The organism is Isoptericola sp. AK164, from assembly GCF_029643425.1.
GTDB classification, from domain to species: Bacteria; Actinomycetota; Actinomycetes; order Actinomycetales; family Cellulomonadaceae; genus Isoptericola; species Isoptericola haloaureus.
The window spans coordinates 2,764,205-2,776,299 of record NZ_CP119106.1 but is presented as its reverse complement, the minus strand read 5'-3'; the positions used below and the strand labels follow the sequence as shown (position 1 = coordinate 2,776,299).

The following is a 12,095-nucleotide window of genomic DNA, read 5'->3' as shown; positions in this document are numbered from 1 at the left end:
GGCGGGCCCGCAGGAGGCTCGAATGACGGATGGCGTCGTCCTCGCCCACGACTACGCGACGCAGCCGGGGGGTGCGGAGCGTGTCGCGCTCCTCATGGAGCGAGCGTTCCCCGGATCGCCCCTGTACACGACGCTCTACGACCCGGCGCGCACGCTCCCCGGGTTCGCCGGCGTCGATCTGCGTCCCGGACCTCTCAACAAGGTCCCGCTCCTGCGCCGGCACCACCGGTCGGCGCTACCGGTGCTCGCACCGGCCGTGGACGCCCAGCGGGTGGACGGAGAGGTCCTGCTCGCCAGCTCCAGCGGATGGGCGCACGGATACCAGGGCGCCCGGCGGACGGTCGTCTACTGCCATGCGCCGGCACGCTGGCTCTACCAGTCCCGGCGCTACCTGGGTGGCGTCGACGGACAGGTGCACGGGGCCCGCGACCGGGTGACGGCCGCCCTGCTCGCCACGATGAGCCCTGCTCTGCGTCAGTGGGACCGGCGGGCCGCCGGTCGGGCGGATCGTTACCTGACCAACTCCACGGAGGTCCAGCGTGCCGTCCGGCGCGTGTACGGCATCGAGGCCGAGGTGCTCCCGCCCCCGGGCGCCGTGCGTCCCGACGGCCCCGAGCGACCCCTCGACGACGTCGAACCGGGGTACCTCCTGTGCGTCGCCCGTCTCCTGCCGTACAAGAACGTCGACGTCGTCATCGACGCCGCGGGTCTGCTCGGTGCACGTCTCGTGATCGTCGGGACGGGGCCGGACCGAGCTCGGTTGGAGGCCCGCGCGGACAGGACGGCTCGGGGGCTGGTCCGCTTCGCAGGTCGCGTCGACGACGCCCAGATGCGCTGGACGTACCGGAACGCCGCCGTCCTGGTCGCGGCATCCTTCGAGGACTACGGGCTGACACCGCTCGAGGCGGGTGCGTTCGGGGTCCCGACGGTGGCACTGCACGCGGGGGGATTCCTCGACACCGTCGCGGACGGGGTCAGCGGACGCTTCTTCGAGGCACCCGAGCCGCGGCTCGTGGCGGAGGCCGTGACCGACACCGTGCAGGGAGCGTGGTCGCCGGAGTCGGTGAGGGCCCACTACGACTCCTTCAGCGAGGAGCGCTTCATCGGTCGCCTCCGAGAAGTAGTCTCTGAGGAGATGCACGGGTCCTCAGCGGTGGGAGGTGACCGATGACCCTGCGGGAGTTCTTCCACGTCCTCTGGCAGGGCAAGTGGTACGTCCTGGTCGCGATCGTGGCCGTCGTGGCCACCGGCTTCGTCTATGCGGAGCGCCAGGAGGTCCAGTACGAGGCGTCGGCCACGGTCGCGCTGAACTCGGCCGGGACAGGATCGGGTGAGAACGCCGGGGCCGTGATGGCTGACCCCGACCCGCTCGTCGTGACCAGCCCCGAGGTCGAGCAGGCGGCGGCCGACGAGCTCGGCACCACCGTGGCTGAGCTGGGGTCGGTCGCGACAGAGGCGGCGTTCGACCCCGAGACGCAGATCATGACGATCACGTCGAGGGCCGACTCCGCACGATTGGCCGCGTCCGCTGCCGACGCCTACGCGGCGGCCTACGTCGACCACCTGCCGATGGTCGTGCAGGAACAGGTCGACGAGCTCGACGTGCAGATCGAGGCCCTGAGCGAGCAGATCCGCGACGCCCGCGCGACGCTCAAGGTGCGGCAGAACGACCCGGAGGCCGTCGCGCTGCAGGACACCGGAGAGGTGTCCCTCAACCTGTTGACGGCCCAACGGACCGGCTACCGCACCCTCGTCTCGCCGGGACAGGTGGTGACCTCTGCGACGGCCGGCCCGGTCGGACTCGGCGCGGTGACGATCCTCGGCATCGCCGTGCTGGCCGGCATCGCGGCGGGGATTGGCATCGCGTTCCTGCGCCGAGGTCTCGACGTTCGTGTCCGGACGATCGAGCAGGCGGCCGAGGTCGCGGACGCCCCGATGCTCGCCGAGGTCACGGGGCTGCGGAAGAGTCTGAAGGTCTTCGCCGACCACGACGTGCTGCCGGTCGCCAGTCGCCGGGCCACACCGTTCACCGAGTCCGTCCGTGAGTTGCGCACGGCTGTCCAGGTCAGCATCCAGCACCACGCCCACCCCGCCATCGTGGTCACAGCGGCCGATCCGGCGGTTCCGCGCGCGTTCGTCACGGCCAACCTGGCGGTGTCGCTGGCCCTGTCCGGTCGTCGGACGATTGTGCTCTCGGGCGACATGCGCCGCCCCGAGATCGACGAGCTCCTGCCTCCTCCGCCGACGTGGCGAGGCAGCACGCGGGAGCTGCGGCCCACGACGATCATGAACCTGCGGCTCTACCCGGTACCGGACCAGCCCCTCGACCCCGCCGACTTCCTGGCCACCTCGGTGGCCAGCGGACTGGTCGACTCGCTCCGCGCGGACGCGGACGTCGTGGTGATAGACGTGCCTCCCGTGCTCGCGGCCGCCGACGCCACGATCCTCGGCAGCTACGCGGACGGCACCCTCCTGCTGGCCGCGGCCGGCAAGACCAGTCTCGGCGTCCTGGGCCGGGCCGCCGACCGGCTGCGCACGAGCGGCGTGCGGCTCCTGGGGGTCGCTCTCGTCGGTGTCGCCGGCAACCACCGGATCGCGTACGCCACGACCTACGGACAGGGCGGAGACATGGTGTCTTCGGCGTCGAGCCCCCAGGAGCCGGACGCCGTGGTGACCGGGCAGGCGGCGGGGTCGCCTCCCAGCATGTCCGGTGGCATGCCCATCGACGTCCGTGGCGAGCACGACGTCCCGTCCCCACCCCGCTCGACGGACAGCGCCTCCGGGGCCCGGAAGCGTGCCACCCGGTGACGCTCCGCGTCAGTGTGCTCGACCATACGGCTGCGGTCGGGGGCGCTGAGCTGGCGCTGCTCCGCCTGCTCGCGGTGTCGGACCGGGAACGGGTGGTCGCGCACCTGGTCCTGTTCTCCGACGGGGAACTCGTCGCACGGGCCGGTGCGGCACACGTCCCTGTGGACGTCCTCCCGCTCGCGCCGGACATCGCCACGGTCGACCGGCACCGGGCGGGCGCGCTCGCCGGGCTGCTCAGCATCCCTCGTGGGGTGGCGTTCGTCGCCCGGCTGGCCCGTCGCCTGCGCGCGGACGGGCCCGACGTCGTGCACGCCAACTCGCTCAAGGCCTACGTCCTGGGCCTGCCTGCGGCACGTCTGGCGCGCGTCCCGCTCGTGTGGTGGGTGCACGACCGGATCGCCGTGGACTACCTTCCGGCAACCCTCGTCGAGTTCCTGCGATGGACGGCCCGCCGGTTCCCGGCCGTGGTGATCGCCAACTCGCGGGCGACGGCTCGGACGCTCCCAGGTGCGCGGGGGATGGTCGTCGCGTATCCCGGGTACGCGCCGGAGCAGGAGCTCGCGCCGGGCCGCCGTCCGGAGCGATCGGCCGATCCGGTCGTGCTGCTGCTGGGCCGGATCAGCCCGACCAAGGGCCAGCTCGACCTGGTGCGGGCTGCCGCGACGGTGCACGCCGCGTGGCCCGCCGCTCGGTTCCGCCTGGTCGGGGACCCGCTGTTCGGTGCAGAGGACTACGCGCGCCGTGTGGACCACGAGATCGAGCACCTCGGTCTCGGCGACGTCGTCCACCGGGTACCGGCCGTTGAGGACCCGACGGCGGAGATCGACCGCGCCACCGTGGTCGTGCACGCGTCCCCGACGCCGGAGCCGTTCGGCCAGGTGGTCGTCGAGGCGATGATCCGGGCTGTGCCCGTCGTCGCCACCGACGCCGGGGGGATACCGGAGATCCTGGCACCGTCGGGAGAGGAGCCGCTCGGTCTGCTCGTCCCCCCGGGCGACCCCGAGGCGCTCGCCGGCGCGATCGAGACGGTGCTGCGTGATCCGGTCCGAGCACGTGAGCGCGCGGACCGCGCCCGGGTGCGCGCCTCCGAACGGTTCGCGGTCGGACGGACCGCCGAGGTGGTCTTCAGCGCCTGGGAGGCGGCGTGCGCGCGCCGGCGACCGCGCCGGCTGCGCGCCGCGTCGACGTGAGGATCTCGGCCATCGCGGTCGCCTGCTGCGCCCAGGTCGGCAACGTGCGCGGCAGCTCCGTCGGGGACCCGTCGGGCGGCGGCACCGTGCCTCGGAGGACGTCGCGGACGAGCGTGCTGACCGCCGACGGGAACTCCTCGGCGACCGCGCACGTGACCGTCGGGTGTCCCTCGTCGCGGAAGCCCGCCACGGGGGTGGAGATCACCGGGCGCCCGGCGGCGCGGTACTCGTAGAGCTTGATCGGGTTGAGGCTGTCCGTGAACGCGTCCACGACGTGCGGGACGACCAGGACGTCGGCGTGCCGCAGGTAGGCCGGGACGGTCCCGAAGGGCCGCGGGCCGAGCAGGACGACCCCGGTCGACTCCAGCCGCACGCGGTCGAGCTGGTCCAGCGCGACAGGGCCGACCAGCACGAGCCGGCCACCGACGTCAGCCAGGGCGCGTTGGGTGCGCACGGCGAGGCCGACGTCGAGCCGGTCCCGGTGCAGCGTGCCGACGTACAGCGCGACCGGCGACGCCGGCAGGTCGGCGGGCCGGGGGACGGCGTCGGAGTAGGCGATCTCGTCGACGCCGTTGGTGACGAGGACGGGTGGGCGTCCGTGCCCGCCCTTGGTGCGGACCAGCGCCGGTGCGCACACGACGACGGTGTCCGCCTCACGGAGCAGACGGCTCTCGGCCGCGACGAGCCGGTCGTGCGCCGCAGCGGGGCGGTCGGCGGCGATCCAGTCGTCGGTGATGTCGTAGAGCACCGCAGGACCGGCGTCCAGTGCGGACACCGCGGCGAGGTCGTTGACCCACAGGACGGTCGTCTCCGGGGACGTGCGGCCGGCCAGGCTCTGCGCGCGTCGGGTGCGACGGGCGTCGCCGTGCGGGTCGATGCGTCGCGGAAGCCACTTGGTGGGCTGGTACAACCGTAGCCGCCCGCTCCAGCGGTCGTCGCCCGGAACCGGGTGCAGCCCCGCTCCGGGCCGGGGCGGGTGACCGCTGCGCGCCGCGTGCAGCGGGTCCGCGGGCGGTTCCACGAACAGCACGTGCAGCTCCGGGTCGGCGTCCAGCAGCCGGGAGACGAGGTGCTGGTTGCGCCGCCAGACCTCGTCCCACGGCTCTAGGGAGAACACCACGAGGTCGTGGCGTCCGGGGTGCGGCTCGGTCAGGCCCATCGGCGCTCCGCCGGGACGGGCGCGCGCAGCACGCTGCGGTAGACGGCGTCGGTGCCCTCGACCTGGCGGTCCAGCGTCCGTCCCGCCGCGACCGTGCGGCCCTCGCGGCCGAGCCGACGTCGGGCCTCGAGGTCACCGGCCAGGTCGGCCAGCAGAGTGGCCGCACCGCGGTGGTCGCCCGGGTCGAACAACGGCGCGCGGTCCAGCACCCCGGAGGTGTCCAGGTGACCACCGGCACCGACCGCCACGACCGGCAGCCCCGACCTCATCGCCTCAAGCACGCTGAGACCCAGCCCTTCGACCGGGCAGGTCGCCAGGAACAGCGCGGCGTCTCGCATGAGGTCGTCGACGTCGCCGCGATGCCCGAGGAGCTCCACCAAGGACCTGACCCCGAGGTCGTCGGCGAGCCGGGCGATCTCGTCGCGTTGCGCGCCGTCGCCCGCCACGCGCAACGTCCACCCGTCGGCGGCGAGACCGGACCCGGCGAACGCCCGCACGGCGGTGGCCGTGTCCTTCTCGGCCTCGAGCCGCTGGGCGACGAGCACCACGGCGGAGCGTGCCGCGGCGTCCGGGGGCTCGGGTGCCGGGTCCAGGCCGGGCGGGACGACGATGCACGGCCCATCGGCGGCACCGTCGACGCGGTCGGCCACGTACCGTGAGATGGCCAGCTGGGCGCGGAGCCGGTGCGTGGCCGCACGCGCGACGACAGGGCCGAGGCGTCCTGACCCGCGCCGTCGGGCGAAGTGCCGCGTCGCCACGACGGGTGGGGCGTCGCCGAGGCCGGCCAGGCCCAGCGTCGTGGCAAGCTCGGCCGCGGTCATGTGGGCGTGCACGACGTCCGTGCGGGCGGCCGCACGTCGGACCGCCGCGGCGGCGGCCGGGACGGTCGCGGCGGCGACGCGGCGGACGTCCGGTGCCGCGACCGCCATCGCGCCGGGGTCGCCCCCGGCGACGGTGACGGTGTGACCCCGCGCCGACTGGGCTTGCGCCAGTCGCGCGACGTGCCGCTCCACCCCGGCGAACGCGTCCGTGACCACGACGTGCAGGACTCTCATGCGCGGACCACCGCCCGCCCGCGCGGCGTCCGGCCCGCCCGGGCCTCCGTGAGATCGGCGGCCGCGGCGAGATCCGGAGCGACGTGGGTCCGTTCCCGCTCGCGGGCGCCGAGGATGACGCCCACGAGCACGAACGGCACCGACACCTGCACCGAGACCCAGAACAGGTCGAACTGCGCCTGCACCAGACGGTTGAGCACCAGCGTGGCCGCGAGCACACCGAACCGTCGGTCGACGCGCCACAGCACGATCACCGAGCCGAGCATGAGGACGAGGAAACCGACCAGCCCGACGACGCCTCCGGACGTCAGCACCTCGAGCTCGGCGTTCGGCGGCTGGAACTCGTAGTCCGTGCGGCCGGCCGTCCACCAGCGCAGGCCCTCCCCGACCACGGGACTGTCGCGCCACACGTCCAGAGCCTGGTCGTACCAGCTCAGGCGCTGGTACACGGAGTTGAACTGGTTGCCGGACTCGAGCTGGTCGCGCACCATCCCGGCGACGAGCGCCATCGCCGGCACGACGGCCAGGACGACGAACCACCGTGGCCGCCGGCCCGGTTCGCGCCACAGCGTCAGCACGAGCACGGCCACCCCGAGGCCGACCAGGGCCTGCCGGGACTGCGAGGCGAGGATCCCGGCCGTGCAGAGCCAGAACAGTCCGGAGGTGATCCACCGCGACCAGCCCAGCCACGACGGGCGCGCGAAGGCGATCGTGGCGACGAACGCGAGCACGCAGCCGATGAAGTTCTTGTGCATACCCCACGGCCACTCCAGGTAGACCTCGTCCAGCTGCCCCGTGGAGAGGAAGCCGAGCGCCGCCGTGCCGACGGTCAGCACGGCGATCCCGGCGGCTCCCGCCGCGACGAGGCCGAGCCCCACGGATGCTCGACCCGACCGGCCGACCGCCCACCCCACGACCAGCGCCCCGCCGGTGAGCAACCACGCGTGGAACCACTCGACGGTGTTGGCGACGTAGGGGTTCACGACCACGGTGAACAGGGTCGCGGCCTGGTAGAAGACCGTCAGCCACAGCAGGGTGCGCAGGGGCCGGGAGAAGGGTCGCGGCGCGAGCACCACGGCGACCCAGAACGCCACGAAGAGCACGGCGTCGCTCGCCGAGAGGTTCACGGCGTCGCCGCCCACCCGTTCGATGACCAGCAGGGTGGCCATGCTCGCCAGCGGCAGCGCCTCGGGGTACATCGCCGTCAGACCGACCAGGAGCACGGCCGCCGCGGCGGCCAGCCCCGCCATCGGTTCGACCACGACCAGCACGCCCACGAGGACCAGCACGGCACCGGCGCCGAGCCACCACGCCGTGCTGCGGAACGGTGCGGGGCTCATCCGGAGCGCTCCGTGGCGACGTCCGCCGCCCGGGCGCGCACCGGACCACGGAGGTACAGGCGCAGGCGCCGGCGGGCCTCGGCGCGCCGGCCGGGCGGCAGCGCCACTGCGCGCACGGCGGAGCCGGCCAGCACGGCCGACCGAGTCACCGCCCAGCCCGTCGCGCCGAAGTGCTTGCGGTGGTAGAGCTCCTGCGAGGCGTGGAAGTGGTGTTCCCGGACCGTCGGGTCGCTGCTCGTGCCTGCGCCGACGTGGGTGGCCACGACGTCGTCGACGACCTCGTGGTGCCAGCCGGCACGCGCCGCACGGTAGGCCCAGTCGGTCTCCTCGGCGTAGAGGAAGAACCGTTCGTCCAGCCCGCCCAGGGCCGCCACCGCGTCGGCGTGCAGCAGGAGCACGGAGCCGATCACAAACGAGCGATCCGGACGCGTGCGCCGCAGCCGACGCAGCCCCACGGCCTCGGCCCAGGCACCGGCCGGGGACGGGAACGGCCACGTCACACGGGCCGGAGTGCCGCCGGCGTCGACCTGCCGCGGCCCGACGGACGCCGTGCGGGGCCGGGTGTGCAGGGCGCGCTGCAGCGCGAGGACGTCGTCGGCACCGACGACGGCGTCCGGGTTGAGCAGCAGCACGTCCGCGCCCGGGAACTGCCGGTGCACCAGGCCGTGGTTGACCCCCGCGCCGAATCCGCCGTTGCGTCCCGGGTCGAGATAGCGGCCCCCCGCCAGCTCCGTGGCCTCGCGGATCTCGGGCAGCGAGGAGTTGTCGACGACCGTCAGCGGGAACTTGCCCGCCAGCGGTTCCAGCGCCTGGCGCAGGAGGTCCGGCCGACCGTAGGCGACGACGAGCACCTCGGGCAGCGGACGGTCCCCGAGGTCCTGTGGACCGTCGACGACGCGGCTGTACAGGCGGTCGTAGCGTGCAGCGACCCGCGGCCACGAGCAGGAGCGGGCCCGTTCGAGGGCCCCGGCGCGCAGCCGGTCCGCGAGGCCGGGCTCCGTGCCGACCCGTAGCAGCGCTGCCCGCAGCGCGTCGGTGTCGCCCGGGGGGACGAGCAGGCCACCGGCAGGATCGGCGTCGGGGTCATCGTCGTCGCCGACGACGTCGGGCAGAGCTCCCGAGCGTGACGCGACCACGGGGACGCCGGACGCCATCGCCTCCACCGCGACCCGCCCGAACTGCTCGACCCAGCCCGGGGTGTCGACGGACGGCACAGCCAGCAGGTCGAGGCCGCGGTAGAACTCCGCGAGGGCCGGCCCTGACAGCGGCCCGTGCCACTGCACGCGGGCGCTACGGTCCGCGGCCTCGGTGACCTGGTCGCGCAGCGGGCCGTCCCCGGCGATCTCCAGGTGCAGCCGCTCGTCCGCGTCCACGGCCTCGAGCAGCGTGGGCACGCCCTTGTGCGGTGCGAGCCGACCTGCGTACCCGACGCGCACCAGCTCCGGGGCGGAGGCCTCCTGCGCGGCTCGGCCCGTGCCGGACGCACGGCCGGGCAGCTCGACACCGAGCGGGATCGTCGCCACGACGCCGCGGGCACCCTTCTCCCGCAGGATCCGGCCTGCACGGTCGTTGCAGACCGAGATCCCCGCCGCGCTGCGCAGAGCGGCACGCTCGAGGGTTCGGAACGGCCACGGGTAGCGCTTGGCGATGTTCTGCGCCGAGTACAGCACCAGTGGGGGCGGGGGACGTCGGGACAGCGCGGCCCGCAGGCGCACCAGCGCGAGCACCTCGGCCGTGGCCAGCGCGAACGGCTCCTCGTGCACGTCGACCACGTCCCACTGTTCGCCCAGCGCACGCCACAGGGGCCCGGGGGCGTACAGGAACAGCGCGGGGTGCCGACCGAGCGTGGCCACGCCGCGCACGGGCTCCCCGGGTCGGGGCCGGAGCGGGACCCGGCGACCGCCCTCGTCCCACGCCCGTGCCGAGAGCAGCCGCACGTCGTGGCCGAGCCTGCGCAGCTCACGTTCGCGCTCGCGCCAGGCGTCGACCACGGCGCTGTGCGAGACGCGCAGGATCCTCATGTCCCGATACTCACGCGCCGACGCCCCTGACGGAACGTCGATGCGGCGCAATCACCCGGTGGCCGGCCGTTTTCACCCGGCCAGGACCTGACGGTCGCCGCGAGCACTGGCTAGCGTCGAGGACGCGGGCGTGATGTTCGCCCCCACGTGGCCCGACGACGGGTGCACGTCACAGCGAGCCGCAGGTCGGGAGAGTGTCATGAGAGTGCTCGTCGATGGGGACCGGGGGTACGTGGGAGCCGTGCTCGTTCCCTTCTTGCAGGAGGCGGGTCACGACGTGGTCGGGCTCGACGTCGGCTGGTACGACGGGTGCGACTTCGGGTCCCCGGTGACCGGCTACGAGCAGCGCACCGGTGACGTCAGGGACGCACGGCCCGAGGACCTCGAGGGGTTCGACGCGGTGATCCACCTCGCGGCCATCTCCAACGACCCGTTGGGGCACCTCAACCCGGAGGCCACGTACTCGGTCAACACCGAGGGGACCGTGCACATGGCCAGGGTGGCCAAGGCCGCGGGCGTCCCTCGCTTCCTGTTCTCCTCGTCCTGCTCCCTGTACGGCGCGGCGGGCGAGGCGCCGGTGGACGAGAACGCCGAGTTCCACCCCGTGACGCCCTACGGCGAGTCGAAGATCAGGGCGGAGCAGGGCCTCGCGGCGCTGGCCGACGACGACTTCTCGCCGACGTACCTGCGCAACGCCACCGCGTACGGCTCCTCGCCTCGGCTGCGTGCCGACATCGTCGTCAACAACCTCACCGGCACCGCGTTCACGCGCGGCGAGGTCCGGCTGGCGTCCGACGGGTCGCCGTGGCGTCCGCTCGTGCACGTGGAGGACATCTCGCGGGCCTTCCTCGCCGCTCTCGAGGCGCCGCGCGCGGTCGTCCACGACCAGGCGTTCAACGTCGGACGCGACGAGGACGTGGTGCAGATCCGAACCGTGGCCGAGCAGGTCAGCGACATCACCGGGGCTCCCGTGACGTTCGCCGCGGGGGCCGGGGCCGACTCGCGCAACTACCGGGTGGACTTCACGAGGATCCGGGAGCAGCTGCCTGCCGCCGCGCCCGCATGGACCGTCCCGGACGGCATCCGGGAGATCTGGAAGGACGCCGCGGACCGCGGCCTGGCGGCGGAGGACTTCGAGGGCGAGCGGTTCGTCCGCCTCGAACGCATCCGTCGCCTGGCGAGCTCAGGTCGGCTCGACCTGGCCACGCTGCGCCTGAGCTGAGCGAGCGTCGACGGAGCACCGAATCCGGAACCACGAACGGGAGCACCTCATGACCGACATCGCGACACCCGGCTCGACCCCGCAGAGCGCGGCGGACGGGTCCCTGCCCGACCCCGCCTGGCGTGACCGGTGGAACGGTTCCGGCGAGGGCGTGGTCGTCCTCGACCTCGGGATGCAGCCGCCGGCCGACCTCTTTCCCGCGCCGTCCGACGCCGCACCGGACCCGGAGCACCCCCTGCGTATGGTGTTCGGCACGTCGTCGGGTCTCGCGCAGCTGGAGACCGACCCGACGACGCCCGAGGAGCCGCGCGGGGTCGAACCCGCCGCGCTCGTCGCGCAGGCCGAGGCCGCCGTCGACCAGGCGGAGGCGGCCGGCTTCGTCCGTCGGGGCACCCGAGTCCTCGAGTACCCGAGCCCGCACGGTGGCAGCTGGGTCGACCAGCTCGCCCGCCGCGACATGATCGAGGTCACCGAGGGACCGGCCGAGCTCATGGTCGACATCTTCGGGATGATGCACGACGCCGACCAGCGGGCCGCGCTGGTCGAGCGTCGTGATCGGCTCGCGGACGACGGCGTCCTCCTCATGCAGTACCACACGCTCGCGGCGATCATGCGGGGCGGCATCTGGAACGCGCTGCGGCACGGGCACTTCGCCTACTACTCGACTCCTGCCCTGGTCCGCATGGCCGAGGAGGTGGGGCTCACCGCCGTCGGGGTGTGGGAGTACCCGCTGTACGGGGGCACCATCATGCTCGCCCTCGCCAAGGACGGTTCCCGCTGGGGCGAGCAGTCGCCGGAGGTCACGGCCATGGTCGAGCGCGAGACGGCGGAGGGCGTGCTCGACCCCTCGTCGGTCGCCGGGCTCGGAGTCGCGCTGCGCGAGTCGGTCGCGGCGATCGGCGAGTACCTGGCGGACACCACGGCGCGTGGGCTCCGGGTGGCGGGCTACGGCGCGGCCTCGCGGACGTCGGCGCTGCTGCGGGCGTCGGGGATCGAGGCGACGGACGTCGTGGCCGTCGCGGACGCCTCCACGGCCAAGCACGGCCGGACGATGCCGGGCAACCGCATCCCCATCGTCTCGCCCGACGACCTCGTCGAGCTGCGCCCGGAGCGGGTGCTGCTGTTCGTCCCCGACCTCCTCGACGAGGTGCGTCGAGCGCTGCCGCAGATCGAGGCGAACGGTGGGCGGTGGGTCGTCCTCGACCCGATGCCGCGCGAGGTGGAACCCGTCTGACCCGCACGTCGAGGGGCCGGGACGCCGCGCGGCGTCCCGGCCCCTCGACGTGGTCCGGCCGTCGTC

General features: G+C 73.8%; 9 protein-coding genes. 5 read left to right on the top strand and 4 right to left on the bottom strand.

Annotation, left to right across the window (positions count from 1 at the left end; all coding sequences use genetic code 11):
* Positions 1 to 22 precede the first annotated feature (22 nt).
* From PO879_RS12800 to PO879_RS12790, 3 genes are read left to right on the top strand one after another with little or no spacing between them, the layout of a single operon-like run.
* On the top strand, positions 23 to 1,171 hold the full coding sequence (locus tag PO879_RS12800) for a glycosyltransferase (protein WP_278235265.1): 1,149 nt from the start codon (positions 23 to 25) through the stop codon (positions 1,169 to 1,171).
* On the top strand, positions 1,168 to 2,808 hold the full coding sequence (locus tag PO879_RS12795) for a Wzz/FepE/Etk N-terminal domain-containing protein (RefSeq protein ID WP_278235264.1): 1,641 nt from the start codon (positions 1,168 to 1,170) through the stop codon (positions 2,806 to 2,808). Before PO879_RS12800 ends, PO879_RS12795 begins: the two co-directional genes overlap by 4 nt.
* The gene (locus tag PO879_RS12790; protein ID WP_278235263.1) at positions 2,805 to 3,998 is read left to right on the top strand and encodes a glycosyltransferase family 4 protein; all 1,194 of its coding nucleotides are present in this window, start codon (positions 2,805 to 2,807) and stop codon (positions 3,996 to 3,998) included. Before PO879_RS12795 ends, PO879_RS12790 begins: the two co-directional genes overlap by 4 nt.
* Here the strand turns inward: PO879_RS12790 and PO879_RS12785 are convergent.
* Genes PO879_RS12785 through PO879_RS12770 form a run of 4 tightly spaced genes read right to left on the bottom strand, consistent with a single transcriptional unit; the run spans position 3,934 to position 9,573 of the window.
* On the bottom strand, positions 3,934 to 5,157 hold the full coding sequence (locus PO879_RS12785) for a glycosyltransferase (protein ID WP_278235262.1): 1,224 nt from the start codon (positions 5,155 to 5,157) through the stop codon (positions 3,934 to 3,936). The two genes, PO879_RS12790 and PO879_RS12785, sit on opposite strands and share 65 nt — an antisense overlap.
* Entirely contained in the window at positions 5,148 to 6,212 is a 1,065-nt protein-coding gene (locus PO879_RS12780; protein WP_278235261.1) for a glycosyltransferase family 4 protein, read from the bottom strand. The genes PO879_RS12785 and PO879_RS12780 overlap by 10 nt, the downstream gene beginning before the upstream one ends.
* Positions 6,209 to 7,552: an O-antigen ligase family protein gene (locus PO879_RS12775; RefSeq protein WP_278235260.1), complete on the bottom strand. Its 1,344-nt coding sequence runs from the start codon at positions 7,550 to 7,552 to the stop codon at positions 6,209 to 6,211. The genes PO879_RS12780 and PO879_RS12775 overlap by 4 nt, the downstream gene beginning before the upstream one ends.
* A complete protein-coding gene (locus tag PO879_RS12770; RefSeq protein ID WP_278235259.1) occupies positions 7,549 to 9,573 on the bottom strand; it encodes a glycosyltransferase in 2,025 nt (674 codons plus the stop codon). The genes PO879_RS12775 and PO879_RS12770 overlap by 4 nt, the downstream gene beginning before the upstream one ends.
* Positions 9,574 to 9,772: 199 nt before the next feature.
* Between PO879_RS12770 and PO879_RS12765 the strand changes: the two genes are divergently transcribed.
* Positions 9,773 to 10,795 carry an SDR family oxidoreductase gene (locus PO879_RS12765; RefSeq protein ID WP_278235258.1) on the top strand — a complete coding sequence of 341 codons (1,023 nt, stop codon included), beginning with the start codon at positions 9,773 to 9,775 and terminating at the stop codon, positions 10,793 to 10,795.
* Positions 10,796 to 10,844: 49 nt separating this feature from the next.
* Entirely contained in the window at positions 10,845 to 12,029 is a 1,185-nt protein-coding gene (locus PO879_RS12760) for a class I SAM-dependent methyltransferase (RefSeq protein WP_278235257.1), read from the top strand.
* Positions 12,030 to 12,095: the final 66 nt, after the last annotated feature.

Bases quoted from the DNA above. Each gene is read 5' to 3' on its own strand.
- PO879_RS12800 (WP_278235265.1), top strand. From the start codon at position 23: ATGACGGATGGCGTCGTCCTCGCCCACGACTACGCGACGCAGCCGGGG.
- PO879_RS12795 (WP_278235264.1), top strand. From the start codon at position 1,168: ATGACCCTGCGGGAGTTCTTCCACGTCCTCTGGCAGGGCAAGTGGTAC.
- PO879_RS12785 (WP_278235262.1), bottom strand. From the start codon at position 5,157: ATGGGCCTGACCGAGCCGCACCCCGGACGCCACGACCTCGTGGTGTTC.
- PO879_RS12780 (WP_278235261.1), bottom strand. From the start codon at position 6,212: ATGAGAGTCCTGCACGTCGTGGTCACGGACGCGTTCGCCGGGGTGGAG.
- PO879_RS12775 (WP_278235260.1), bottom strand. From the start codon at position 7,552: ATGAGCCCCGCACCGTTCCGCAGCACGGCGTGGTGGCTCGGCGCCGGT.
- PO879_RS12770 (WP_278235259.1), bottom strand. From the start codon at position 9,573: ATGAGGATCCTGCGCGTCTCGCACAGCGCCGTGGTCGACGCCTGGCGC.
- PO879_RS12765 (WP_278235258.1), top strand. From the start codon at position 9,773: ATGAGAGTGCTCGTCGATGGGGACCGGGGGTACGTGGGAGCCGTGCTC.
- PO879_RS12760 (WP_278235257.1), top strand. From the start codon at position 10,845: ATGACCGACATCGCGACACCCGGCTCGACCCCGCAGAGCGCGGCGGAC.